The following is a 26,208-nucleotide window of genomic DNA, read 5'->3' as shown; positions in this document are numbered from 1 at the left end:
ATCTGGAATGTATCCATGTGCAGCAAACAGAAAATCACATATAATTCAATTGATAATAATTATCATTTTTATTACTTTTGTTTTATAAGGGTATTAGATGAATAAAAGGTAATATAATCCTATTAGGCTGATTGACATAATGAAATTACCGATTCATGCTAACACCATTATCTATAGAATAGGGCCAATGTAGCGTTTGTTTGAAATGTATTGACAGGAAGATTCTGTCTATGTAGCATAGTTAGTGAATTGTTTTTTGATAATGATAATCATTATCGAAAATGATGGTGGCCACTCCTATTTGTTTGGTTTCAAGTAACAATGTTCAATGCGGTTAGCTGAAATCAGCAAAGATAATCGGAAGGCTTGCTTCGTTGGTTGTCATCCATTGACCCATGAGTAAGAAAGGAGTGAAAAGAATGGATCAATGGGGAATAGCGGGAAAAGTGGCTCTTGTTACCGGCGCTGCCCAAGGAATTGGGGAGGCGGTAGTAAGGGCTTTTGTTAAGCATGGAGCACTAGTTGCGGCTGTTGACCGAAACGGTGGGCGGTTAGATGCTCTTGTTTCTGAATTACAAGGACAAGGGTATCGGGTGCAATCGTTTTTAGCTGATGTAGCGAATCGCACGCAAGTGGATGAAGTAGTGGAGAAAGTGGAGCATAGTTTAGGTCCAATCGAGATTTTAGTTAATGTTGCCGGCATTTTGCGGACAGGGCCTGTCAGCAGCTTGGCGGATCAAGATTGGGAAGAGGTATTCAAGGTTAATGCGACCGGTGTTTTTTATGTGTCTCGTGCAGTGAGCCAGCGTATGATTCCTCGGCGCTCAGGCGCGATTGTCACAGTAAGCTCAAACGCAGCGACGACACCACGGATGTCAATGGCTGCTTATGCAGCATCAAAAGCGGCCGCAACGATGTTTACGAAATGTCTTGGTTTAGAGTTAGCTCCTTATCACATTCGCTGCAACGTCGTTTCTCCTGGTTCGACTGAAACGGATATGCAGCGAGCGATGTGGACAGATGACAATGGGGCCAATAAAGTGATCGCTGGCTCATTAGAGGAATACCGCCTTGGCATTCCTTTGAAAAAGCTGGCACAGCCTTCAGATATTGCTGATGCGGTTCTATTCCTTGCTTCTGAGCAATCACGCCATATTACACTGCATGATCTCAGAGTAGATGGAGGCGCTACGTTGGATTCATAACATTCCATGGAGGGAACGACGGATGCAAACCAAAACAATGAATCGTGCTACCGCTGAACAGCTGCTCGCTGAATATAAAGCGGGGACATCGTTTTTTCTAGCTTCGCCGCGTCACACTCTGTTAGCCCAAGGAATGGCTGCGGTGGTGCCAACGACTGGCTATGAGAATGAAAAAGCACAAATAATTGATCATATCAAACAAGTGTTAAAAAGGGTAAAACAGCAGGGAATTAGCAATCATCCTATAGCTGTGGGCGCCATTCCTTTTGACCATTTGTATCCCGCTCAATTGGTGGTTCCTTCAGAAGTGGAATGGGCCGGTCCTCTGTCCTTTGGTCAATGGAAGGTGCCGATTGAACAACAGGTAGATCAAGAATATGAGGTAACCCCCATTCCGTCACCAGAGGGTTATAAGGATGCGGTGGAACAAGGATTGCAGCGCATCAAAGCAGGGGATCTTCGCAAAATTGTTTTATCAAGATCCCTTCAGCTGACTTCAGCCCAAAAGGTTGATATTCCGCGGCTTTTGCGGCAGCTGGCTGTACATAATCCAACAGGCTATACATTTGCCATGGCCTTGCCAGATCGAGTTGGACGTACTGATGAAGTAACCCACGAAATCACAGGGAATCGCACGCTTGTTGGAGCAAGCCCGGAGCTGCTTGTTGCCAAATCTGGTATGCAGGTGATCGCGAATCCATTAGCAGGTTCAGCGCCTCGCAGCAACGATCCAGAGGAAGATCGGCGACGCGCTCAGGAGCTTCTGTCTTCAGAGAAAAATCGCCATGAGCACGCAGTTGTCATCGAAGCAGTAGCAAATGCGCTCAGACCGTTTTGCAAGACATTGGATGTGCCGGAAGAGCCTTCGCTCATTCATACAGAAACGATGTGGCATTTATCCACGGTTATTCGTGGCGAACTGTCTTCATCGTCGATTACTTCGCTTGATTTGGCGTTTGCGCTTCATCCGACCCCAGCGGTTTGCGGGACACCGACACCCGTAGCGAAGCAGGCCATTCAAGAGATTGAACCGTTTGAACGCGGCTTTTTTACCGGAATGGTAGGATGGTGCAACGAAGAGGGAGATGGAGAATGGATCGTGACAATTCGTTGTGCCGAAATTGAAGATCGTACCCTTCGTTTGTTTGCCGGTGCTGGTGTTGTAGAAGGATCGAAGCCGGAGGAAGAATTGGCGGAAACATCGGCTAAGTTTCGCACCATGTTGTTAGCGATGGGATTACATGACGACATTCTGAAGTAAAGTATGGAGGAGAAAGCCATGTTAAGCGGATGCGTTGCGTGGCCAAAAGAATTGGCAGATTTTTATCGTAAGGAAGGATGCTGGGCTGGTGAAACGTTCGGCGGTATGTTGCGGCAACGAGCCATGAAACATGGTGAACGGATTGCCGCCACCTCTCGAAAAAGAAAGCTTACATATCAAGAGCTTGATCAGCGAGCCGATCAGCTTGCGGCGGGATTTTATCAGATGGGGATTCGCCCGAAGGATCGCGTGGTTCTTCAATTGCCTAATCAAGTAGAATTTTTTGAAGTATGTTTTGCCTTATTCCGATTGGGTGCACTCCCTGTCTTTGCCTTGCCTTCCCATCGATTCAGTGAAATTCGCTATTTTTGTGAGTTTAGTGAAGCGGTTGCCTATATTATTGCTGATCAGCATGCGGGATTTGATTTTCGAGCACTTGCCCGGCAGGTAAAGAAAGCTGTTCCAACGTTGAAGCATGTCATTGTCGCAGGAGAAGCAGAAGAGTTTCGATCATTAGAAGACTTGTTTATCGAGCCAATGGAGCTCCCTATTGTCCGTTCTAGCGATGTTGCGTTCTTTCAATTGTCGGGCGGCAGTACAGGGTTATCAAAAATGATTCCGCGCACTCATGATGATTATATTTACAGTTTGCGCATGAGTGCGGAAATTTGCCGGTTAAATCAAGACAGCATCTACCTTGCTGTTCTGCCAATGGCTCATAACTTCCCGCTTAGCTCACCAGGAGTGCTAGGAACGTTGTATGCTGGCGGAAAAGTGGTGTTATCGGAAAGCCCTAGCCCAGATGAAGCGTTTCCTCTGATTCAACAGGAGGAGGTCACCATTACGGCGCTTGTGCCGCCACTCGTTTGGATTTGGCTTGATGCCGCGTCTTCGCGGCAATATGATTTATCAAGCTTACAAGTATTGCAGGTCGGCGGCGCTAAATTTAGTGCAGAGGTGGCCAAAAGAGTCCAGCCTGTGTTGGGTTGCAAACTGCAGCAAGTATACGGCATGGCTGAAGGGCTCGTGAATTATACGAGATTAGACGATCCAGAGGAAATTGTGATTCATACGCAAGGAAAGCCGATGTCACCATACGATGAAATCCGAATTGTTGATGAGGAAGACCGCGAAGTGGAGCCGAGAGAGGTGGGGGAACTGCTAACAAGGGGACCTTATACGATCCGCGGCTATTACAAAGCGGAGGAGTATAATGCAAAAGCGTTTACTTCTGATGGATTTTACCGAACAGGTGATTTAGTGCGAATGACTCCGTCCGGTTACTTGGTGGTAGAAGGACGCGTAAAAGATCAGATTAACCGGGGCGGTGAAAAAATCGCTGCTGAGGAAATGGAACATCACCTTCTTGCTCATCCTGCGGTGCGTGATGCGGCGATTGTCTCTATGCCTGATGAATTTCTTGGTGAACGGTCATGCGCGTTTATTATTCCGCGTGATGCGTCCTTGAAAGCGACCGAATTGAGAGCATTTTTGCGCGAACGTGGGGTAGCTGCCTTTAAAATACCGGATCGAATTGAGTTTGTTGATTCATTTCCAAAGACACCTGTTGGAAAAATTAACAAAAGAGAATTGCGCAAAATGATTGCCGAAAAGCTGCAAGCATCTCAAAACACAACGGTATAACGCTGAGAAAGGAAGTGGTCATATGGGCATTCCAGCTATTCCAGCTTATCCAATGCCTTCGTTGTCAGAATTACCAAAAAATAAAGTGTTATGGAAACTTGACCCTAAGCGGGCTGTTTTATTGATCCATGATATGCAAAATTATTTTCTTGACGCTTTTACTCCCAATGCGTCTCCTTTAGTAGAGCTTGTAAGCCATATTCAACAGATTAAACGGGAATGCAAAAAGTTAGGAATACCTGTCGTTTACTCGGCACAGCCAGGAGGGCAAACTCCGGAAGAGCGCGGATTGCTTCAAGATTTTTGGGGAAAGGGCATTGCCGACGATTCTTATCAAAAAGGCATTATTGATGATCTAGCGCCAGATGACGACGATATCGTTCTGACCAAATGGCGGTATAGCGCATTCAAAAAGACGCCCCTTTCTGAAATCTTAAAAGAACAAGGGAGAGATCAGTTAATTATTTGCGGAGTTTACGCTCATATTGGCTGCTTATTAACAGCTAGTGATGCTTTTATGCAAGATATCCAAGTCTTTTTTATCGCCGATGCAGTGGCTGATTTTTCGCGTGAACATCACCAAATGGCGATCCAGTATGCGGCCAGTCGTTGCGCATTTACCATGTCTACGCAGCAGCTTCTTGATGTGTTAAAAAGAACGCAAAATCCGTTGCCACTCAGCTTAGAAGATGTACGGCGCCAAGTAGCCGAGCTTCTGCAAGCAGAAGCAGCTGATCTTTCCGATCAAGAGAATTTAATCGACAGAGGATTGGACTCCATTCGCATAATGAGTTTGGTAGAAAAATGGAGAAGAGCAGGAGCAAAAGTGACCTTTGCGGATCTTGCTGCGCGGCCAACTCTTTCCGATTGGTGGAATTTATTATATTTTCCACGAGAAAAGGTGCTATCGAATCAAGATGCGTAGTATAAGGAGGCCGAATCCATGAATCAGCGTCTGCGTTTGCCTCTATCTGGGGCGCAAGCGGGTATTTGGTTTGCTCAACAGCTGGATCCAACCAATCCCATCTATAATACAGGAGAATACATCGAAATTCACGGGCCGGTTGATCCGGCTCGCTTTGAACAAGCATTGCGTCACGTGTTGGTTAAAGCAGAATCATTGCACGCTCAATTTGGTGAAGATGAAAATGGGCCATGGCAGATCATCGATCCTTCGTCGGATTTCCCATTTTATTTCATTGATATGAGTACAGCCACAAATCCGGAGTCTGAAGCGTTGCTTTGGATGAAAAAAGATCTATTGAAACCGGTCGATTTAACATGCGATCCGCTTTTTACGGAAGCGTTATTTAAGATTTCTGATCAGCGCTTTTTCTGGTATCAGCGCATTCATCATATTGCCATCGATGGCTTTGGCTTTTCGCTGATTGCCCAAAAAGTAGCGGAGACTTATACGGCGCTCATGAATGAGCGCGTGATAGATGATGACGTCTTTGCTTCATTTCGCGAAGTGATTGAAGAAGAGGAGGTTTATCATGCTTCTGAGCAATATGGACGTGACCGTCAATTTTGGCTAGAGCGTTTTCGAGATCAGCCTGAAGCCGTAAGCCTTTCTGATCGAGCGGCGCGCGCTTCGCATACGTTTATTCGAAAAACCGTTCATTTATCTGTTGCTCAAACGGAACGGTTGAAACAGTCGGCTCAATATTGGAAAGCAGGATGGCATGAGCTTTTCCTTGCAGCAACTGCTCTTTATCTTCATCGGTTGACAGGCGCTACAGATGTGATTCTTGGCTTGCCGATGATGAATCGCTTAGGCTCCGTGGCATTGTATGTACCGGCTATGGTGATGAATCTTGTGCCGCTTCGTCTGCATCTGCATGCAGATATGAAAATGTCACAGCTATTAACCGTTGTTCGTCAAGAAATCAAAGAAATCAAGAAACATCATAAATATCGCCATGAGCAGCTGCGCCGCGATCTGAAACTATTAGGAGAAAATCAACGACTCTTTGGTGTGCAAGTCAATATTATGCCGTTTGACTATGGATTGCGATTTGACGGATATCAAGGGACTACACATAACCTTGCAGCCGGGCCTGTGGATGATTTGGCGATTAATGTCTACGATCGAACAGATGGAAATGGCCTAAGAATTGATTTTGATGCGAATCCGGAAATGTATCAAACTGATGACCTTGCCATTCATCAATCTAGGTTTTTACAGCTTTTGGAGACGCTCACATCGCTGCAAGAGGACGTGACCATTGGAAGTGTAGATGTGCTGCTTGAGCAAGAACGCCGCCAAGTAATTGAAATATGGAACGAGACGGCACAGCGTCATTCAGAAGAAAGCTTTTTACAGCTGTTTGAAAAACAAGCACAGCAGTATCCGGAAGCGATTGCGATCATTTGCGAAAGTCAGATGCTTTGTTATAAAGAGCTGAATGAACAAGCCAATCGTTTGGCCCGTTTACTTGTAGAAAAGGGAGCAGGCCCCGAACAGTATATAGCATTGGCTTTGCCACGTTCCATTGATATGGTGATCGCGATGCTAGCGGTGCTAAAAGCGGGTGCAGCTTATCTGCCGATTGATCCTGAATATCCAAAAGAGCGTTTAGCTTTTATGCTTGATGATGCTGAACCGCTTTGCATCATTACAAATTCAGCGACAAACCAGAAGTTATCGGCGATTTCTTCGTTGTCCATGATTGTGCTTGATCATCCAGAAACCGAAGAGGCAATCAAACGCTATCCTAGCACGAATGTTGGAAGTGAGCGCTCTGCTCTTCATCCGGCTTATGTGATTTATACGTCAGGCTCAACAGGAAAGCCAAAAGGAGTGGTTGTGCCATTCCAAAATCTAAATAACTTTTTATTTGCCATGCAAGACAAATTTAGGCTCAATGAGCGTGACCGCTGGCTGGCAGTGACAACGATTGCCTTTGATATTGCTGCTTTGGAAATCTTTCTCCCATTAATGAGCGGAGCAAGATTAATTGTAGCGAAAAAAGAAGCCGTTCAAGATCCGCAAACACTCGCTGCGCTGCTTTCTAAGGAAGAGATTACAATCATGCAGGCGACACCGACACTTTGGCATATGCTTGTGACGTATCATCCTGACAGCATCGCCAGGTTGAGGGTGCTTGTTGGGGGAGAGGCATTGCTAAGCAGCCTTGCATCAGCTTTGGATCAGCTCGGATGCGAGATCACGAATTTATACGGACCAACAGAGACAACGATATGGTCCACGATGGCGACTTTGCAGCAGGATGACATTCATGCTCCTGTGATCGGTAAACCTATTTGGAATACACAAGTGTATGTTTTGGATCGCCATCTGCAGCCTGTTCCTCCTGGAGTAGTTGGTGAATTATATATTGCTGGTGAGGGGGTAGCGAGAGGATATTTGAAACGGCCGGATTTGACTGCCGAACGTTTTGTCGCTAATCCATACGGTCCACCAGGCAGTCGAATGTACCGGACAGGGGATCTTGTGCGCTGGCGCAAGGATGGCTCTTTAGATTATATCGGGCGTGTTGATTATCAAGTGAAGCTGCGTGGCTTCCGCATTGAGATCGGTGAAATTGAAGCCGTATTAACCAAATACGATGAGGTAGAACGGGCGATAGTCGTGGCTCGTGAAGATCATCCAGGCGATCCAAGATTGGTGGCTTATCTCATTCCTTGCGACCCAAAAGGATCGCTTGATCTGGCTGAACTGCGGCATTATGTCAGTGAAAAGCTGCCAGACTATATGGTCCCATCGTCCTTTATGATTTTAGAAGAATTTCCACTTACTCCAAACGGAAAAATTGATCGCAAGGCGCTGCCGGTTCCCGATTGGACGATGACAATGAAGGGACGCAAGCCTCGAACACCGCAAGAAGAAATTTTATGTGAGCTTTTTGCTGAAGTGCTTGATTTGTCAGCAGTGGGTATTGACGATAACTTCTTTGAACTGGGAGGCCATTCGTTGCTCGCTGCGCGTTTAATCAGCCGCATCCGCGATGTGTTGGGCGTGGAGTTGGCCATCGGCAAGCTGTTTGAATCACCGACAGTGGCGAGCCTTGTTCATCATCTAAAAGAAGCAGCATACGGGAAACCACCAGTGAAAGCATATGCTCATAAAGACAAAATTCCTCTATCATTTGCTCAGCGACGTTTATGGTTTTTACATCATTTAGAAGGTCCAAGCCCTACGTATAATATACCGGTCGTTGTGCATTTAACAGGTGAGCTTCAGATTGCTGCTTTGCAACAAGCTTTATATGATGTGGTGGAACGGCATGAAACGTTACGTACGATTTTTCCAGATCGTTCGGGTACTTCAAGGCAAATCGTTTTGGAACCGCATCATGCACGTCCAGAGCTGATCGTTCAAGAAGTTAGCGAAAATGAGTTATCTCGTGTGCTAGATGAAGCAGTGCGTTATAGCTTTGATTTAGCAAAAGAACCACCAATTCGAGCACAGCTATTTGTAATTGGAGAGTATCGATATGTGCTGTTGCTTTTAATGCACCATATTGCAGCAGACGGATGGTCGTTAACTCCTCTGACTCGTGACTTAGCTAGTGCTTATCACGCACATTGCCAGCAGCAAAAAGTAGATTGGCCACCTTTGCCGGTCACGTATGCTGACTATGCTCTTTGGCAGCAAGAATTTTTAGGAAACGAAAACCGTCCGGATCATCTCGTTGCGAAACAGTTGGATTACTGGAAGCAGACGCTTGCCGATTTACCTGAAGAACTGGAGTGGTCGACTGACTATCCGCGTCCTGCGGAGTCCAGTTATGAAGGCGGCGTTGTCGAATTCGAGCTCGATGCGGAGCTCCATCAACGGCTATTAGCTTTGGCACGTGAGAATAAAACAAGCTTATTTATGGTGCTTCAAGCGGGATTTGCTACTCTTCTCACCCGGTTGGGAGCGGGAACAGATATTCCAATTGGCAGTCCAATTGCAGGAAGAAATGACGATGCCTTGGAAGACCTTGTGGGAATGTTTGTTAATACGCTTGTGCTGCGTATGGATACATCGGGAAATCCGAGTTTTCGAGAACTGCTTGCTAGAGTGAAGCAAGTGAATCTATCCGCTTATGAAAATCAAGACGTGCCGTTTGAACGATTAGTAGAGATTTTAAATCCAGTTCGTTCTCGGGCCAAGCACCCACTATTTCAAGTCATGTTTGTATTTCACAATACACCGGAGCCAAAGCTGGAGTTGCAAGGGGTGGAAAGTCGATTAGAAGTTCGCAGTGTCGGCTCTGCCAAATTTGATTTGACGCTCGAGCTTCGCGAAAACCGGATGGAAGATGGCTCGCCGGCTGGATTAATAGGTTTATTTGAGTATAGCCGAGATTTATTCCAGCAGGAGACCGTTGAACGATTTGCCAAGCGGTTACGTCAGCTCCTTAAAGAAGTAGTGGAGAATCCTGAATTGCCGATTGGGCAAATTCATATGCTGCTGCCAGAAGAACATCAACTCCTTCTGAATCAATCAGAGCATCGTCAACCGCATATGTCTATGGAAACACTGCCAGCTTTATTTGAAAAACAAGTCGAACGAGTTCCAGATGCGACGGCTGTTGTTTTTGAAGATCAAAAACTTAGCTATACTGAGCTAAATAAAAAAGCAAATCGGTTGGCTCATTTTCTCATCAGTAAAGGAGTAGGTCCAGAAAGAGTAGTTGCTCTTGCGTTGCCGCGTTCATTGGAAATGGTGGTCAGCATTTTATCGGTATTGAAGGCAGGAGGCACTTACTTGCCTTTAGATCCGAATTATCCTGAAGAGCGCATTGCCTATATGATGGAAGATGCACAGCCGATGTATGTGATTACCAATCAGCAAATGGCAGTGAAGCTTCCGCATACGCCGAATGTGGAGCATATCGTAGTCGATGCGGAGCCTGTTATGAGACAAATTAGCCACTATCCAGAAACGAATCCGAATGATACGGATCGAATCGAAGCTTTGTCGCCATATCATATGGCTTATATCATCTATACCTCTGGTTCAACAGGAAAACCAAAAGGCGTAATGATTCCACATCAAAATGTAGTCCGGCTGTTCCATTCGACCGAGCATTGGTTCCAATTTTCGGAAAAGGATGTTTGGACATTATTCCATTCTTATGCGTTTGACTTCTCTGTTTGGGAGATTTGGGGACCGTTCTTATATGGCGGACGTCTTGTAGTTGTTCCACACCATGTAAGCCGTTCACCGAAGGAGTTTCTTCAATTGTTGGTCGAGCAAAACGTCACAGTTCTTAATCAAACGCCATCCGCTTTTTATCAGCTGATGCAGGCTGATCGGGAAAACAGCGAATTATCGAAGCAGCTTTCCTTGCGCTTTGTGATTTTTGGTGGAGAAGCATTGGAGTTGAGCCGTTTAGAAGATTGGTATGAGCGGCATCCTGAGGATCAGCCGAAACTGATTAATATGTACGGGATTACGGAGACGACGGTGCATGTCAGCTATATTGAATTGGATCGCACGGTTCTTTCTCTGAAAGGGAATAGCTTAATCGGTGGCAATATTCCTGATTTAGAGGTGTATTTATTAGATGATCATCTGCAGCCGGTTCCGCCTGGAGTGATTGGCGAGATGTATGTGGCTGGAGCTGGACTAGCAAGAGGATACTTAGGACGTCCTGATTTAACCGCTGAACGCTTTATTGCTAATCCATTTGGACCGCCGGGTTCAAGAATGTATCGGACGGGCGATTTAGCAAAATGGCGCATAGATGGGACGTTGGATTATATTGGCCGAATCGATCATCAAGTCAAAATTAGAGGCTATCGAATTGAGTTGGGAGAGATTGAGGCCGTTTTAGCAAAACATCCTCAAATTGCCCAAGTCGCCGTCATTGTTCGGGAAGATCAGTCGGGGGATAAACGGCTTGTGGCCTACATTGTGCCGGCAAAGGATGCCGAGTTTAAATCGTCCGAGTTGCGGAAATATGTTGCGGCTAGCCTGCCTGATTATATGATTCCATCCGCTTTTGTCATGATCGAAGCTTTGCCGTTAACTCCAAATGGTAAATTGGATCGCAAAGCGTTACCAATGCCTGATTTATCGATCGAAGTAAGTGGGCGCGGGCCACGAACACCTCAAGAGGAGATGTTATGTGATCTCTTTACGGAGATACTCCGCTTACCGCGTGTCGGCATTGACGATGGATTCTTTGAACTTGGGGGCCATTCACTTTTGGCCGTTCAGTTAATGAGTCGTATTCGTGAGACGTTTGGAGTTGAGTTGAGCATTGGTGATTTATTTGAAGCTCCTACCGTTGCGGGCCTTGCTGAGAAGTTAGAAATGGGAAGCAGTCATCATGCTTTAGATATATTGTTGCCATTGCGAGCTTCCGGTACAAAGCCTCCACTATTTTGCGTACACCCAGCGGGAGGTCTTAGCTGGTGCTATGCAGGATTGATGACATCGATCGGAACGGAATATCCAATATACGGATTACAGGCTCGAGGGATTGCGAAAGCTGAGCGATTGCCAGAGACATTAGATGAGATGGCTGCGGATTATATTGAGCAAATAAAGACAGTCCAGCCGAAAGGACCATATTACTTATTAGGATGGTCGCTAGGTGGAAATGTCGTACATGCAATGGCGACACAGCTGCAGCAGCAAGGAGACGAGATTGCCCTTCTAGTGATGTTAGACGCATACCCTAGCCACTTTTTACCGATTGCTAAGGCCCCGGATGAGCAAGAGGCTTTGATTGCATTGCTCGCTTTAGGGGGATATGATCCGGATAACATGGATGGGAAGCCGTTGAATTTGGAAAATACGATTGAGATGCTTCGGAGTGACGGTAGTGCGCTAGCTAGCTTAGAAGAGTCAACCATCTTCAATCTTAAAAATACGTATGTCAATTCTGTCCGGATTTTAAGTGAATATATGCCGCGGCGCTATAAGGGAGATCTCCTATTCTTTCGTTCAACCGTTATTCCAGAATGGTTTGACCCAATTGAGCCGGAGGCATGGCTGCCATATATCGATGGTCGAATCATTCAATATGATATCGAATGCCGTCATAAGGATATGTGCCAGCCTGGTCCATTGGCTGAAATTGGCCGCATTCTTGCTGATCAATTAAGAAAGAAAGTGATTTCAGTCCGATGAATGAAGGGAGAGGTAGAACATGACCAACCCTTTTGAAAATCAAGATGGGACCTATGTTGTCTTAATCAATGAGGAAGGCCAGTACTCGCTCTGGCCGTCCTCCATTGCAGTTCCGTCCGGTTGGAAAGTTGTGTTTTCCGAAAATACACGTTCTGCTTGCCAAGATTATATTCGCACACACTGGACGGATATGAGGCCTAACAGCTTGCGAGAAATCAAAAAATAGAGCGTAGAACGTGGATCAAGTGAAGTATAGAAGAGAGACTTCTTTGGACCCTTTCACTATATGCTTAATAAAAATTGAACAATTTTCACTTCGCAATGAGCTGTACCAAATCGGAGTTGAGCAGGAAATGATCCAACCGTTAGAACACCTGCTTAACTCTTCTTTTATTTGCTTTACGATCAAGCAAAACGGAAATGAGAGAGGGGAATGCTTGCTGTGATGGAATGGGAAATGGCGGATTCTGTTCCTCATTTGACGAAGCATGCATGCCAGGTTTGGCTCGCTGACATCCGTGATCTACAACCGTGGCATATTCAATTGCTGAACCCGGAGGAAAAGGAAAGAGTACAATCATTTCGGAAAGAACAAGATCGAGCTCATTTTATCATCGGGTGTGTATTAAGTCGCTTTGTATTAGCAGCACAGCTCAATATGGCTCCACATGAAGTGCCGATTGATCGCACTTGCCCGGCTTGTCGCAAGGCTCATGGCCGTCCGCAGTTGCCTGACCGTTCATTCCAATGGTCGATTTCTCATTCCGGCGAGAGAGTTCTTGTGGCTTTTACAGCCGGCACCCCCGTTGGTGTCGACGTTGAGTGGCTCGATGACTCTTACGCTTTAGATATCAGGCAAATGGCGAATGAAGTACTGGCAGAGGAAGAAAAATATCATTTGTTTCAAGCATCACCTCAGGAGCAAAGGAGAGTTTTTTATACATATTGGACAAGGAAAGAAGCGATATTGAAAGCAACGGGTAAAGGGTTGCAAATTTCCCCATTGCATGTGATCGTATCTGCGCCTCATCAAACTCCACGGTTACTTTATTTGAAAGGCGATCCTGGTTGTCTCAACCGTGCAGCGATGTATCCATTAGAGATGGATAATGGTTATGTGGCCTCATTAGCTTTGTTGGGTGAAGCAGGAAAACAAATAGAGCGATATGATGCTCGAATGTTGCTGAGGAAAGGATTTGGCTGGAAAGATGATTATAGAAAGATGGAACAATGAATGATTGGGCAGGGATGGATATGGTTGTTCTCAACCGGAGACCAGCCTTGTTTTTTGGCTGTGTGCCTGCGGACGCCTGTGCTTCGGTTGTTATCGATAATCAACGAATGGAACTTGAATGGGAGGATATTGTGAAACAAGGAATGGTTTGATATACTGTTATAATAATGATAATCATTATCAAAAAACAAAATAACAATGAATAGTCAAAGATCGAATTAACTCGTTCTTTTCATGTATAGATAAAGAAGCAAGAAGGAGGGAGAGCATGGCTCAATCTGAAATGATCAGGCAAGAGACCACGGAGTTTGCTTGGGATCGGTCGTTTTTTAGAATGCGGGAGATGCAGTTCATCAAAGAAGAAAACGGCTGGCAGATCGAACCGCAGCTTACAACTTCTCATGTACTGATGATCGTTAAAGATGGACAAGGACATTTTATGTTAAATAGTCACAGGTATCGGCTGCGGCCGAATACCGCTTATATATGCTCGCCTGATGATACATATGGAATTGAAATAGAAGCAAGAAGTAAAATGTTCTTGTTTAAGTTTGACGTGTTTCAAAGGAAAGGTTCAAGATATGAATGCCTCTCTCATCACGGGGAATGTCTTTTCCCGTTACAGGGGGAAATCCCTGTGTTTCCTGCGGATCGGCTGATCTTATTATGTGACGAAATTTATGATCATTGGCGAAGCGAGGACGAGCTCGAACGGTTTCGCTGTCAGCTTGCTTTCCAACAGTTGCTTTATTATATCATGAAGCATCGTTCCCCTTTGCCTAAAGAATCGCGAACATCGCTAGAGGCTGCTAAGAACTATATGGAACGCTATTTTTATGAGAATTTGACGATTGAGCAATTAGCAAGGATATCCAATGTTAGTCCTAAATATTTTGTTGATTTGTTCAAAAAAACGTATGGAATGAGCGCAATGGATTATTTAACAGAGCTTCGACTGAATAAGGCGAAGCGTCTGATGGCTCAATCCGACGCGAAACTGCGTGATATCGCCCATCAGGTTGGCTATCATGATGAATTTTACTTTAGCCGTAAATTTAAAAAGAAGGTAGGAGTTACACCGACCGCTTATATGAAAAGCCGCCGGAGGAAAATTGCTGCCTATACCTCTCCGATTACTGGCCAATTGCTTGCCTTAAAGATTATTCCTTATGCGGCGCCGCTTCATCCGAAATGGACCGCTTATTACTATAAAATGTATCGTGACGATATTTCTGTCCCTCTTAGTGCTTATCGCAAAAATCAGCATTGGGAATCAAAAATCGAGACACTGTCTCATGAGCAGCTGGATGTGATTATTAGCACAGACGATCTCAAAACGATGGAGAAGGAGAGACTTGAACAGATTGCTCCTATGTTTTATGTTCCATGGATTGAGAAAAATTGGCGGGAACAGCTGATGCTGACGGCTGAATTTTTGGGGGAAGAGAAGGAAGCAGAAAGTTGGCTTCAAATGTATGAACGAAAAGTGAAGTTTGCTAGACAACAGCTAAAGCAGGAAGTCGGAGAGGACACATTTTTAGTCGTGCGCATCTCGAATCAGCATTTATATGCTCATTGCAATCGTAGCATATCAGAGGTGTTTTATCAGGATTTGCAAATGAATGCTGCGTATCCTAAGCGCGGTACTTACAATGAACCGATTACGCTTGATCAGCTTGCTCAAATCGATATGGATCGTTTGTTGCTATTAATTAGGCAGGAAGAAGAAACGTTAGCTTTTTGGAATCAATTGCAATACTCCCTTCCATGGCAAGAGCTGAAAGCGGTTCGCCATCAGCAAGTCTATGTGCTTTCTTCCGATCCGTGGATGGAGTACTCGGCATATGCCCATGATCGAATGATTGATGAATCGTTAAAGCTTTTTTCTGGAATTTGTCCAAAATGAATTTCGGATACTGTCCATGTTCAGAGTGGGAGATCCAAATTATAATCATAAATGATAATCATTATCAAAAGGAGGATAAGGGGAGGACTTAAGAGAGACATGAAGAGAAACTATCTTTATCTAGGCCTCATCGCTCTACTGATTTTTGTATTAAGCGCTTGTAGTGCGAAAGAATCATCAGCTCCTGAAAAATCAGGAGGGGGCTCGAATACAAAACAAGAAACACAAGCGAATTCGAATGAAAAACATACGATTCAGTATCTTGGAAAGGATTATACAGTTCCGGTCAAAACGGATAAAATCGTTATCACGGGAAGCATGGAAACGATGGAAGATGCGCTTGTGTTAGGAGTAAAGCCGCTTGGAGGCATTACGGTTGGTGGCAAATTCCCAGAAATGTTTAAGGACATTACAGGCTCTACTGTCTCTATCGGTGAAAAAGCGCAGCCTAATATTGAGGAAATTTTAAAATTAAAACCAGACGTTATTTTCTCAACGACAAAATTCCCGCCAGATGTTGCGCAAAAACTGGAGAAAATAGCAACGACGATTCCGATTTCTCACATCTCAACAGATTGGGAAGCCAATTTGCGTGTGTTGGCAGAAGTGACTGGAACACAAGATAAAGCTGAAGAAGTATTAAACCAATATAAAAAAGACTTAGAAGAAGCGAACGCGAAGCTGGGAGACAAGCTAAAAGATAAGAAAGTCGTGGCTGTTCGCATTCGAAGCGGTAATATTATGATCTATCCGCCAAATGTATTTTTCAACCCTTCGCTATATACGGATTTAGGATTCACAGTACCTCAAGAAATTCAAAATGCGAAAGCTCAGGAAGTCATTTCTTTAGAAAAATTTAGCGAAATGAATCCGGACTATATCTTTGTGCAATTCTCAGAAGATGAAAATAAAAACAATCCTAAAGCACTTGAAGAGCTACAAAACAATCCAATTTGGAAAAGCATCAATGCTGTAAAAAATGATAAAGTGTTCGTCAACGTTGTCGACCCGCTTGCACAAGGCGGCACAGCGTGGAGCAAAATCAATTTCTTAAAAGCAGTTGTGGAGAAACTCGGCAACGAATAATACAAGGCAGGGTAGCGTCAATATGCAATTAAGGATTTCTCCGTCAGCCCTGATTTTATGGCTTTCACCGGTTGCGATGGTGTTGATCATCATCGCATCTATTTTATATGGGGTCAAAAATATAGATGAGGTGACAGTTTGGAAAGCGATATTTGATTTTGACCCGAATGATGTGAATCATCAAATTGTCAGGCATTCGAGACTGCCAAGAGTGATCGGTGCTCTTTTGATTGGTGCATTCCTTGCGATTTCAGGAGCGATTATGCAAGGGATGACAAGGAACTATTTAGCGTCTCCCTCCATTATGGGGGTTTCAGATGGTTCGGTTTTTACGATTACACTTTGTATGATTATTCAGCCGGGCGCCTCTTCGCTTGAGATGATCATGTACTCATTGGTTGGTTCAGCGGTTGCGGTAGGCTTTGTGTTCTGGATGGCCTCCATCCTGCCCAATGGAATGTCGCCTGTTCGAATGGCGATTATTGGAATGATTATTGGAACATTTTTGAGCAGCATATCAGCCGCTCTCTCTTCTTATTTTCAAGTTTCGCAGAATGTAAGTTTTTGGTACAATGCTCGGTTGCATCAAATGGACCCTAATTTCATTAAATTGGCAGTGCCTTTTGCCATTGTTGGTCTTACTATTGCCCTTATGGTTTCTAAATCGATTACGATTTTGTCGTTAGGAGAGGAAATATCGGTCAGCTTAGGTCAGAAAACGATGGTGATCAAGGCCTTGGCGATCGCCAGCGTGGTTATCTTAACAGGCATTTCTGTTGCCTTGGCTGGAAATATCGGCTTCGTTGGTTTAATTATTCCTCATATGACGAGGTTTTTAGTAGGGGTTGATTATCGCCGAATCATTCCTTGTGCCGGTGTTCTTGGAGCGATCTTTTTGGCGCTTTCCGATATTTTAAGCCGATTTTTGAATTATCCGTTTGAAACACCGATCGGGGTCGTTACAGCTTTGATTGGTGTGCCTTTCTTCCTCTATTTAATTTATACGAGAGGGGGAGGAAAGGGTGCTTAGTCATCCAGCTAAGCGCTATTGGTTAGTACTATTTAGCAATATTGTCATGATATTAGTGGCGATTTATATTAGTCTAACAAATGGAGTATTTGATCTAAGTGTTCAAGATGTCTTAAAAACGCTGCTGCGAATGGATCCGGTTCCGGAACATGATTTGGTGATTTTGGATTTCCGACTGCCGCGTATTGTCATTGCCGCGTTGGTTGGTTTTGGATTAGGAGTAGCTGGGGCGACTATCCAAGGAATTAGCCGAAACGGTTTGGCTGATCCAGGAATTTTGGGCATTAATGCTGGGGCTGGAGCCATGATCGTCATTTTTATGCTTTTCTTTGGAGGTCGCAGGACAGCGGAAAGTGATTGGCTATCGATTTTAGCGATGCCACTGTTTGGATGGGCTGGTGGATTGGGTGCTGCTTTGCTGATTTATCTGTTTGCGCGACAAAACGGTCGTTTGGATACGCAGCGGCTCATTCTTGTAGGAATTGCCGCGGGGGCTGGTTTTGGGGCGGTATCTTTATATTTATCGTTAAAGATGAATCCACAGGATTTTGAAATGGCGACAGTATGGCTTGCGGGAAGCATTTGGAACGCCAATTGGCAATATGTTGTTGCCATGTTGCCATGGATGATTTTGCTTGTTCCCATTATTATCAGCAAAGCTTATATTCTCGATTTGTTCCAATTAGGGGAAGAGCGTGCAAAAGGGTTAGGGGTTTCTACTGAAAAGGAAAAAAATCTATTGCTATTGGCGAGTATTGGGATTGTCAGTGCGTGTGTGTCTGTGTCTGGAAACATCGGTTTTGTTGGTTTGATTGCTCCCCATATTGCCAAGCGTCTCGTCGGGGTTCATCATCAGCGTGTCATTCCCATTAGCGGAACGATTGGCATGTTGTTGGTAGTGGTTTCAGACTTTATTGCTAAAACAGTTTTTGCGCCTGTCGAACTGTCTGTTGGAATTGTCATTGCCATCATTGGTATTCCTTACTTCGTGTACTTGCTATTTAAAACAAAAGTGTAAGAGACAAGAGACATCTCGAAAACTGAAAAATGGAGGGTGACTTATGGAGCTGAGCCAATTATTGCGGGAGCGTCGTTCTGTTCATCTATTTGAAGATCGTCCTGTATCACCTGAGCTTGTCATGGAGATGCTTGATACAGCTGTTTGGGTTCCTAATCACCGTCTGACTCAGCCCTGGCGGTTCATTTTAACATATGGAGAAGGCCTTAAAAAAATTGCTGATGCCGTGCGGAAAATCAAAGAAAACAAAGAAGAGGATCCATTAAAAAAGCAGGAAATCGGTCAAAAATTTTACGATAAAATCATGTCTGTTCCGATGATTTTAACGGTAGTGATGAGAGAGAACCCTAATGAGGTAGTTAGAGAAGAAGATTATGCATCAACAAGTTGTGTGATCCATAATTTTGGTCTGCTTGCATGGGAAAAAGGGATCGGCATGGTGTGGAAGACACCTGGATGGTTGCATGATCCTATTTTTCGAGAAGCGATGGAGATTCAGCCCAAAGAGAAAGTGGTTGGCAATCTCCATATCGGCTATCCTGCCCAAATTCCACCTGCTCGGTCGCGTATTCCAGCTTCGCAATTAACGATGATTTTTGACCAAGCATGAGGCCGAGGTTTGTCATATGTTAAAGGAAGGCCATATTCGGGGAACATTGGCGACGGAGAGTTGGAGGGGGAGAAAGCTGTTGATTTATCTTCCTCCCTCTTATGTCAAAGGCGCTAGTCGATATCCAGTTGTCTATGTTCAGGATGGAGGATATTTGTTTGATCCCTCTCAAAGCGATGCTCTAGTTCAGATTGAGCTTATGTTTGCTCGCGGGGAGCTTCCCGAGCTTTTATTTGTGGGGATTGAGACAAAGAACCGATTGGATGAATATACACCGTGGCATGCGAAGGCGCTATCTGAACGGTTTGCCGATTTTGGCGGAAAGGGCTCACATTATCTTGCCTTTCTCGTCGAAGAACTGAAACCATATATCGATGCTTCCTACCAACCAGATGGACATCAGCAGCAAACGGGATTGATAGGGGCTTCGCTTGGAGGCCTTATCTCAATGTATGCGGCTTATTTATATCCGCATGTATTTGGCAAAATTGGCTGTCTTTCAGGTTCATTTTGGTATGAAGGGTTTCTTCATTTCATGGAGTCGCATATCGTTGCCCCTGAGGTAAAGATTTATATGGATGTAGGAAGCATAGAGGGCATTGAAAAGCAAAATGTGCAACGAGAAATGGTTTCGAGAACAAAAGCAGCCTATGCGATATTAATGAATCAACAGCGAAACAATAAAAGACTCAAATTGGTTATAGAGGAGGGGACTCCTCATGCTCGCCCTTTTTTTATTAGACGATTTCCGAACGCAGTGAAGTGGTTATATTCAGACACATCAAGGAAGTCGTAGAAGGTGACTGATGATTTGATGAGAAAGGAAGGAGGGAGTCGGGGTGGGTTCTAAAAAAGAGGAGTTATGTTCTTCAGCTGTTCATACAGCAGGCGTTAGTGAATTCACGATTCCGCGAACGAAGCAGCGAGTGATGTATTCTAGCTATCGGAATCGTGAATATCGGATTTTTGTCGCACAACCTGATGCGGATCCACCTCCTTTGGGATTTCCAGTGATTTATGTACTTGATGCCAATTCGGTATTTGGGACGATGGTGGAAGCGATGCGTGTGCAGGCAGGACGTCCTGATCGCACAGGAGTTGTTCCTGCGGTGATTGTTGGTATTGGTTATCCAACTGAAAAGCCATTTTCTCCTGCTCGTTTTTACGATTTTACTATGTCTGTTCCGGAAAGCGGATTACTTGTTCGTCCAGATGGAACCGCATGGCCGGAAATGGGAGGAGCAGAGGCTTTTTTGGAGTTTATTGAAACAGAACTGAAGCCTGAAATAGAGCGAGAATTGCCAATCGATCGGACGAAGCAGGCCATTTTTGGCCATTCCCTCGGTGGCCTCTTTGTTTTGCAGGTGCTTTTTACGAAGCCGACGGCTTTCAGAACGTATATTGCCGGAAGTCCTTCGATTCACTGGAGTAAACAGCTGTTGCTTGAAGCAGAACAACGTTTTGTTGCTCGTATCAAACAAGAAACGCTCAACGTTGACGTACTTTTGGCGGCTGGAGAGTTGGAAAGAAGCCACAAAAGCCGAATTAACGCTCATGCTGAAGAACTGGCAGAACGCCTTTCCGCCTTCGCTGATTTTGGGGTATATGTGGAGTTTCAGGAATTTGCCGGGGAAGGGCATGTCACGGTATTGCCAGCCCTCATCAGCCGAGCTCTACGATTTGTATCGAGAAACAGCGTATAACGAATTGTTTCGTCCTTAGGTTGCATCAAATGTTTATCTCAATTTCACACATTAGACAGTAAAAAGATTCATGTCATTCGAGGTGGCAAACAAAAAGGGCTCGGATAGGAAGGGCTGAGCCCTTATTATTATTTTTTCAATCGGATATCAGTTGCTTCTCCATGAGATCCATTCTCTTTCTGTGCAAGCCCCATTGCAATTCACATAACGTTGTACCCAAACCACAAACGCCCAGTCAATGCTTTTGTCATCTTTTTTGGTTAAGCGCCCGAAACCTTTTTGATATAGAAAGCGACCATAAGAAGCAATTCCTCGACCGTTAAGCCCCCGTACTTGATGGAAGAAGGGCTGTTTTTTTGCGAGAATCATCAACGTTTGTAACGGAGCGTTCTTCTGCAAGGGGAATGCTCTTTGTTTTTATCATGTTTCACAGCAAAAATATAATTAAATTCGATAATTATTTATTGAAAAACGATAAATGAATGATTAAAATAAAATCAAAAACAAATCAGTGAGGTGCTCGTGGTGAAACGAGAAACAATTTTTTTGAAAGTGGCTGTTGTGTTGATTGGTCTTCCCGTTCTTGCGTTGTGCATATTTTTGGTGCCTGTGCTTGGGGATGTGGCGGTCAAGTTGTTGCCGAAGTTTCCTTGGATCAAGTATTTCGTTTATCTTGTGTTTGATACGTCCGCGTTGCCGTTTTATTTTGCGCTCTATCAGGCGTTTCAGCTATTAACGTATATTGATCAAAATAGCGCGTTCTCTGAACGGTCGGTGAAGGCGTTGAAGGCAATCAAATATTGCGCTGTTGTCATCTGTGGGCTGCACATGCTTGCCTTGCCGCTGTTTTATCTTTTTGCCGAAAAGGATGACGCCCCGGGTGTCATTTTCGTTGGGTTGTTGGTGCCGTTTGCTTCGCTGGTGATCGCCGTCTTTGCCGCGGTGTTACAAAAGCTGCTTCAACAAGCGATTGAAATCAAACAGGAAAATGAGTTGACCATTTGAGGTGGATGACATGCCGATTATTGTGAATCTTGATGTCATGTTGGCCAAGCGGAAGATGAGCGTCACGGAGTTGTCAGAGAAAGTAGGGATCACGATGGCAAATCTGTCGATCTTGAAAAACGGAAAAGCGAAGGCCATCCGCTTTTCGACGTTAGAAGCCATTTGCAAGGCGCTTGACTGTCAGCCCGGGGACATTTTGGAGTATCGAAGCGAGGAAGGGGAGTCAAATCCGTGAGTAGGGAGGAGACGGCTTGAAAGGGGAGAAACACGAGGTAGCGGTGAACGAATGCCCACCGTTTTGCCTGATGATAGTCCGGGTGCGCCAGTTTTGCAGAAAATCGTGGCTGATCAAAGCGTTTGTGCAGCTCATTCGCTTCGGTTGGGCGCAGGCGTTGTCTTGCGTGTTTCCGGTTGTTATTTTTGCCTCATTGGCGCTGACGAAACTCGCGCCGCTCCCTTTGTTGCCGAGGTATGACTGGCTGCTCATCATTTGCCTGCTCATGCAATGGTGGATGGTGCGATCAGGGCTGGAAACGCGGGATGAGCTCAAAGTCATTACTGTCTTTCACTTGATTGGGCTTGCATTAGAGCTGTTTAAGGTGCGTATGGGTTCATGGGCATATCCGGAAGAAGGGTATACGAAACTGTTTGGCGTGCCGTTGTACAGCGGATTCATGTATGCAAGTGTGGCGAGCTATCTTTGCCAGGCGTGGAGAAGAATGAAAGTGGAGCTTGTGCGATGGCCGCCGTTTTGGTTGGTCGTTCCGCTGGCTGCGGCGATCTACTTGAACTTTTTTACCCATCATTATTGGGTGGACGTTCGATGGTGGTTAGCAGGCCTTGTGATCCTCGTTTTTTGGCGGTCATGGGTCGTGTATGAAGTGGGGGGAATTTGCTATCGGATGCCGCTCGTCCTTTCGTTTTTACTGATCGGATTTTTCATCTGGATCGCTGAAAACATTGCCACCTTTTTTGGTGCTTGGCAATATCCAAACCAAGCAAAGGCGTGGAGTCTCGTTCATATAGGGAAAGTAAGCTCGTGGGTGTTGTTGGTCATTGTCAGTTTTCTTATTGTGGCAACGTTAAAGCAAGTGAAAGGAAGAGCTTCTGCCGGCACCGTCGTCAATGATGAACAAAAGGCGCTGCAGACGGGACAATGAAAATGCGTTTCTCAACATATAAAGCCGAGTGGGGCTAAAGGTTGCGCCCTCGGCTTTTTGGTTCGATATAGATTTCGCTGGATCATCCAATAGCCTGTTAGGTGTATCGGGTGTACGGTAAAATCGTTTTGTGTTCGCAGTGACGGCTGTTTTGACTTGTTCAATCTCTTGCTCGTAGTGCGCCGCAACAGTGCGACGGAGTCAAACAGCAATAACGGCGTCATCGGTTTTTTTTAGAACGAACCGGCAAACGGCCATGGGCCGTCCATTTCGAGAAGTAGTTGTTCCTTTTTGTCACGCTCGCGGTAGCACACGTTTTCTCCAATCACTCTTTCTGTTCTTTGTTTGGATACAAACGAAATTTGAATGCTTTGTTTTGCTTGGTCAGATCCAATCCCCTCACTTCTGACCTTGATTTTCAATGTATTTTCTTATGACCTCGATTGGAGCGCCGTCTGTTGTAAGCAGACAAAAACTTCTTGACCAAAAAACATCTCTTTCCATAGTTTTTTCGGATATGAGGAAGATGTTTCTTTATTAGTCGAGAACTTGCACTCTTATAAGCATTGATGAACGTTGATCATTCAGAATTAGGATGTGCTTTGAATAAGATGTGAACATGATTTTTATCGTGATTCCATTCTGTCAAAGTAATGTGATATTGGCTTCCAATCTCAATAAACATATTTTGGAAAATCGAGTGTTTCATCGGTGAATACTTCTCTGCGATCCTTCACGACGAATACAAGATAGTAATGTAAAGAGAACATTGAATGGTTATTACTATCCAATTTCATTGATATATCAGTCCTTTTTTATACCTAAGACTGATTACATCAAAACCTTTGGCTAAAGCCAACCGACATTCATCTCCCGTCTACTCATTGGGCTATCGCCCTTCCCATTCCTTGAGGTGGGAGACTTCTGTCGGAAATTACGTTAAAAATGCGCTTGATTGGGCTCGTGAAGCTTGGAACAACAAGGCAGCAGGAATTGTCAGTGACGGTTCGACTGGCGTAGCCCACGCTGCTGAGCATTTGCGTGGAATTTGCGGTGAGCTAAAAATCGTTGATGTCCGTACACATCCAACATTGTCGTTGTTTACCGATTTCAAGAATGGAACCGTGTTTAAGCCACAGGCGTTCCAAGTGGAACAAGTCAACGTGATGCTTGATGAGCTTTTATTATGGAGCGTTAAAAACTGTACGATAAAATGAAGGCGAACGAATAATGGCGCAAAAATACAAATGGGCGTTATTGATTTTGCGGGTCACTTTAGGGTTGATGTTCTTTATTCACGGCGTTGCCAAATTCCAAATGGGTCTTGGCAATGTAGCCGGTTGGTTTGAAAGCATCGGTGTTGCCGGATTCCTCGGTTACGTTGTCGCCTTCATTGAATTGACCGGGGAAGTGGCCTTAATCGTAGGATTAGGAACAAGAGTTATTTCGGCGCTGCTTGCATTCGTGATGTCTGGCGCGACCTTCACTGTCAAGCTGCCGGCCGGTTTCATGGGCAATAGCCAAACCGCAGGGTATGAATTGGATGTTGTCTTATTGTCTGTAGCTATTGCCCTTTGCCTCAGCGGCAGCCAGCTATTCGCCTTGGATAATAAATGGTTTGGATCGTCAAAGAACTAATAAGACAAGATTTCCCTGTTTCTTCACTAGAAATTTACTTTGGAGCACACGTTACGGAAAAGATGGGAATCACTCCGAACGTGTGCTTTTTGTTGGACGTCCGTTTCTTTTTCCGTTGTCCTACTGTTCATCCCCATTCCTTATCAATCCGATACTTGCGAATGCGGTATTGCAAGTTTTGCCGGCTTAAGCCAAGCGCTTTAGCGGTTTTCGTGATGTTGAAGCCGTGGTGTTGCAGCGCTTTGCGGATGTAGTAAATTTCGACTTCCTCCATATATTTTTCGAGTGGCAGAATGTCTTCTGTATTAAACAAAAAGTCTGTTTTCGGTGCATCGGGTGCAAGTTTCATGCGGAACGAAGCTGGAAGATGATCGAATGTGATCGTTTCTCCCTCGTCCATCATCTCCAACGTTTCATCGATCACCGTTTCTAGCTCGCGCACGTTGCCAGGCCAGTCGTAAGCGAGAAACGCCTCTTGCACGTCATCCGCAAGTCCTTCCACGTTTAAGCCATAGCGTTCATTGCCTTGGCGGATGAAATGGTCGGCCAATGGCAAAATGTCCTCTCTTCTCTCGCGCAATGGAGGCAAAACGATACAGTGCACCGCGAGCTGGTAGTAAAGCGATTTTAGCAACTCTCCTGTCTGGACGGCGTCAATCGGGTCACCGCTTGTCGAGGTGATAAGGCGGACGTCTGCACGAACGGGCTTATGGCCATGGACGCGGGTAAACTGTTTTTCCTGAAGGAAATGCACGAGCTTTTGTTGGAGCGGCAGGCTTAACGAATCGACATCATCGAGTAGCACAGTGCCCCCATCCGCTTGTTCGAACAAACCAGGCTGGATCTCGCCGTTTTCTTCGCTGCCAAACAGCATCGTTTCCATCCAATCGTCCGGGAGCGACAAACACGTTTGCGCCAAAAATGGTTTCAAGCGCCGTTCACTTTCGTAATGAATGCAAGAAGCAAGCAAATCTTTTCCTGTCCCTTTTTCACCCATAAGCAGTACCGGGGCTTCCGAGCGGGCGGCATGGCGGGCTAGGCGAATCGCAGCTTGCATCGCTTCGCTTTGGACGATGATGCCTGCCAGTGAGCGGCTTAGTTCTCCGCGTTGGTGCTGCTCGGCAATCAGCTTGCGGAATTTCGTGACGTCTTTGGCGATTTCCACCGCTCCGATGATGCATCCGTCTTTCCATAATGGATGTGTTTGATTGATCGTTGTCACTGCTTGCCCTTTGTTGTTGAAGTATGTTTGTTGCTTGTTCAATATGCTTTCACCGGTGCGCAGCGCTTCAAGCAATGTGCTCGGCTGTTCCGGATGGAAGCGGAAGACGTCTAAAATGTTCTTATCAAGTACATCCTCGACGTCCATTCCCTCAATGTCCCGCATTTTTCGGTTGTAAATGACTGTTTTTCCTTGTTGGTCGACCGCATGAACACCAAGGTCGATCATTTCGAGAATTTGCTCATACATGGATAAAAGCGTTTCCATCTCCCGGTTCACGATCAGCACCTCTCCTTTCCTTGTATTATAACACAAGTAGCTAGCGAAGAGAGGAATGACAAGGGAGGGGAAGAAGGAGATCGAAAAAATTTTTTGCCAAATATATTGA

At 45.1% G+C, this 26,208-nt stretch carries 20 protein-coding genes and 2 pseudogenes; 19 read left to right on the top strand and 3 right to left on the bottom strand.

Going from position 1 to position 26,208, the window contains the following annotated elements; all coding sequences use genetic code 11:
- The first annotated feature begins 419 nt into the window (after positions 1-419).
- From DSM465_RS0113765 to DSM465_RS0113675, 17 genes are all read left to right on the top strand, one after another.
- Positions 420-1,205 carry a 2,3-dihydro-2,3-dihydroxybenzoate dehydrogenase gene (locus tag DSM465_RS0113765; RefSeq protein ID WP_029761586.1) on the top strand — a complete coding sequence of 262 codons (786 nt, stop codon included), beginning with the start codon at positions 420-422 and terminating at the stop codon, positions 1,203-1,205.
- Positions 1,206-1,227: 22 nt separating this feature from the next.
- Positions 1,228-2,466 carry an isochorismate synthase DhbC gene (gene dhbC / locus DSM465_RS0113760; protein ID WP_029761585.1) on the top strand — a complete coding sequence of 413 codons (1,239 nt, stop codon included), beginning with the start codon at positions 1,228-1,230 and terminating at the stop codon, positions 2,464-2,466.
- Between the two features lie 18 nt (positions 2,467-2,484).
- Positions 2,485-4,110, top strand: coding sequence for a (2,3-dihydroxybenzoyl)adenylate synthase (locus DSM465_RS0113755; RefSeq protein ID WP_029761584.1), 1,626 nt, complete (start codon positions 2,485-2,487; stop codon positions 4,108-4,110).
- Between the two features lie 22 nt (positions 4,111-4,132).
- Positions 4,133-5,035, top strand: a complete 903-nt coding sequence (locus tag DSM465_RS0113750) for an isochorismatase family protein (RefSeq protein WP_029761583.1) — start codon at positions 4,133-4,135, stop codon at positions 5,033-5,035.
- Between the two features lie 18 nt (positions 5,036-5,053).
- Positions 5,054-12,208, top strand: coding sequence for an amino acid adenylation domain-containing protein (locus DSM465_RS0113745; RefSeq protein ID WP_029761582.1), 7,155 nt, complete (start codon positions 5,054-5,056; stop codon positions 12,206-12,208).
- 19 nt (positions 12,209-12,227) lie between these two features.
- Complete coding sequence (locus DSM465_RS0113740; RefSeq protein WP_029761581.1) at positions 12,228-12,434, top strand: MbtH family protein; 207 nt, start codon at positions 12,228-12,230, stop codon at positions 12,432-12,434.
- 219 nt (positions 12,435-12,653) lie between these two features.
- Positions 12,654-13,442 (top strand): 4'-phosphopantetheinyl transferase family protein, encoded by a 789-nt coding sequence (locus DSM465_RS0113730; protein ID WP_223812946.1) that lies wholly within the window; start codon positions 12,654-12,656, stop codon positions 13,440-13,442.
- A 268-nt stretch (positions 13,443-13,710) separates the two neighbouring features.
- Positions 13,711-15,348, top strand: a complete 1,638-nt coding sequence (locus DSM465_RS0113720) for an AraC family transcriptional regulator (RefSeq protein WP_029761579.1) — start codon at positions 13,711-13,713, stop codon at positions 15,346-15,348.
- Positions 15,349-15,447: 99 nt separating this feature from the next.
- Positions 15,448-16,434, top strand: a complete 987-nt coding sequence (locus DSM465_RS0113715; protein ID WP_029761578.1) for an ABC transporter substrate-binding protein — start codon at positions 15,448-15,450, stop codon at positions 16,432-16,434.
- 22 nt (positions 16,435-16,456) lie between these two features.
- Positions 16,457-17,464 carry a FecCD family ABC transporter permease gene (locus tag DSM465_RS0113710; RefSeq protein WP_029761577.1) on the top strand — a complete coding sequence of 336 codons (1,008 nt, stop codon included), beginning with the start codon at positions 16,457-16,459 and terminating at the stop codon, positions 17,462-17,464.
- A gap of 46 nt (positions 17,465-17,510) precedes the next feature.
- Entirely contained in the window at positions 17,511-18,482 is a 972-nt protein-coding gene (locus DSM465_RS0113705; protein ID WP_051358537.1) for a FecCD family ABC transporter permease, read from the top strand.
- Between the two features lie 43 nt (positions 18,483-18,525).
- A complete protein-coding gene (locus DSM465_RS0113700; RefSeq protein ID WP_029761574.1) occupies positions 18,526-19,092 on the top strand; it encodes a nitroreductase family protein in 567 nt (188 codons plus the stop codon).
- 79 nt (positions 19,093-19,171) lie between these two features.
- Positions 19,172-19,888, top strand: a complete 717-nt coding sequence (locus tag DSM465_RS0113695; RefSeq protein WP_230459252.1) for an alpha/beta hydrolase — start codon at positions 19,172-19,174, stop codon at positions 19,886-19,888.
- 43 nt (positions 19,889-19,931) lie between these two features.
- Positions 19,932-20,795, top strand: coding sequence for an alpha/beta hydrolase (locus tag DSM465_RS0113690; protein WP_029761572.1), 864 nt, complete (start codon positions 19,932-19,934; stop codon positions 20,793-20,795).
- A 525-nt stretch (positions 20,796-21,320) separates the two neighbouring features.
- Entirely contained in the window at positions 21,321-21,800 is a 480-nt protein-coding gene (locus DSM465_RS0113685; protein ID WP_008881516.1) for a DUF2975 domain-containing protein, read from the top strand.
- Positions 21,801-21,810: 10 nt separating this feature from the next.
- Positions 21,811-22,035, top strand: coding sequence for a helix-turn-helix domain-containing protein (locus DSM465_RS0113680; protein ID WP_008881515.1), 225 nt, complete (start codon positions 21,811-21,813; stop codon positions 22,033-22,035).
- A 16-nt stretch (positions 22,036-22,051) separates the two neighbouring features.
- A complete protein-coding gene (locus DSM465_RS0113675; RefSeq protein WP_008881514.1) occupies positions 22,052-22,960 on the top strand; it encodes a DUF817 domain-containing protein in 909 nt (302 codons plus the stop codon).
- Positions 22,961-23,285: 325 nt separating this feature from the next.
- On the opposite strand, the gene DSM465_RS19035 is transcribed toward DSM465_RS0113675, so the two are convergent.
- Both DSM465_RS19035 and tnpA read right to left on the bottom strand, forming a co-directional pair.
- The gene (locus DSM465_RS19035) at positions 23,286-23,363 is read right to left on the bottom strand and encodes a helix-turn-helix domain-containing protein (RefSeq protein WP_080320074.1); all 78 of its coding nucleotides are present in this window, start codon (positions 23,361-23,363) and stop codon (positions 23,286-23,288) included.
- A pseudogene (gene tnpA, locus DSM465_RS19030) lies at positions 23,360-23,757 on the bottom strand (IS200/IS605 family transposase). The gene DSM465_RS19035 and the pseudogene tnpA overlap by 4 nt, the downstream one beginning before the upstream one ends.
- 126 nt (positions 23,758-23,883) lie before the next feature.
- Here tnpA and DSM465_RS0113665 point away from each other — a divergent pair.
- Positions 23,884-24,177 (top strand): annotated as a pseudogene (locus tag DSM465_RS0113665) (NADPH-dependent FMN reductase); the annotation flags it as partial.
- Positions 24,178-24,190: 13 nt separating this feature from the next.
- Positions 24,191-24,598, top strand: a complete 408-nt coding sequence (locus tag DSM465_RS0113660; RefSeq protein ID WP_029761568.1) for a DoxX family protein — start codon at positions 24,191-24,193, stop codon at positions 24,596-24,598.
- Positions 24,599-24,725: 127 nt separating this feature from the next.
- Here the strand turns inward: DSM465_RS0113660 and DSM465_RS0113655 are convergent, their stop codons facing one another.
- Positions 24,726-26,099 (bottom strand): sigma-54 interaction domain-containing protein, encoded by a 1,374-nt coding sequence (locus DSM465_RS0113655; RefSeq protein WP_008881512.1) that lies wholly within the window; start codon positions 26,097-26,099, stop codon positions 24,726-24,728.
- Positions 26,100-26,208: the final 109 nt, after the last annotated feature.

This window comes from Geobacillus thermodenitrificans subsp. thermodenitrificans DSM 465 (assembly GCF_000496575.1).
GTDB classification, from domain to species: domain Bacteria; phylum Bacillota; class Bacilli; order Bacillales; family Anoxybacillaceae; genus Geobacillus; species Geobacillus thermodenitrificans.
The sequence above is the reverse complement of the archived record's forward strand: the minus strand, read 5'-3'. Positions and strand labels throughout refer to the sequence as shown.

Coding starts and splice junctions, on each gene's coding strand:
- DSM465_RS0113765 (WP_029761586.1), top strand. CDS start 420: ATGGATCAATGGGGAATAGCGGGAAAAGTGGCTCTTGTTACCGGCGCT.
- dhbC (WP_029761585.1), top strand. CDS start 1,228: ATGCAAACCAAAACAATGAATCGTGCTACCGCTGAACAGCTGCTCGCT.
- DSM465_RS0113755 (WP_029761584.1), top strand. CDS start 2,485: ATGTTAAGCGGATGCGTTGCGTGGCCAAAAGAATTGGCAGATTTTTAT.
- DSM465_RS0113750 (WP_029761583.1), top strand. CDS start 4,133: ATGGGCATTCCAGCTATTCCAGCTTATCCAATGCCTTCGTTGTCAGAA.
- DSM465_RS0113745 (WP_029761582.1), top strand. CDS start 5,054: ATGAATCAGCGTCTGCGTTTGCCTCTATCTGGGGCGCAAGCGGGTATT.
- DSM465_RS0113740 (WP_029761581.1), top strand. CDS start 12,228: ATGACCAACCCTTTTGAAAATCAAGATGGGACCTATGTTGTCTTAATC.
- DSM465_RS0113730 (WP_223812946.1), top strand. CDS start 12,654: ATGGAATGGGAAATGGCGGATTCTGTTCCTCATTTGACGAAGCATGCA.
- DSM465_RS0113720 (WP_029761579.1), top strand. CDS start 13,711: ATGGCTCAATCTGAAATGATCAGGCAAGAGACCACGGAGTTTGCTTGG.
- DSM465_RS0113715 (WP_029761578.1), top strand. CDS start 15,448: ATGAAGAGAAACTATCTTTATCTAGGCCTCATCGCTCTACTGATTTTT.
- DSM465_RS0113710 (WP_029761577.1), top strand. CDS start 16,457: ATGCAATTAAGGATTTCTCCGTCAGCCCTGATTTTATGGCTTTCACCG.
- DSM465_RS0113705 (WP_051358537.1), top strand. CDS start 17,511: ATGATATTAGTGGCGATTTATATTAGTCTAACAAATGGAGTATTTGAT.
- DSM465_RS0113700 (WP_029761574.1), top strand. CDS start 18,526: ATGGAGCTGAGCCAATTATTGCGGGAGCGTCGTTCTGTTCATCTATTT.
- DSM465_RS0113680 (WP_008881515.1), top strand. CDS start 21,811: ATGCCGATTATTGTGAATCTTGATGTCATGTTGGCCAAGCGGAAGATG.
- DSM465_RS0113660 (WP_029761568.1), top strand. CDS start 24,191: ATGGCGCAAAAATACAAATGGGCGTTATTGATTTTGCGGGTCACTTTA.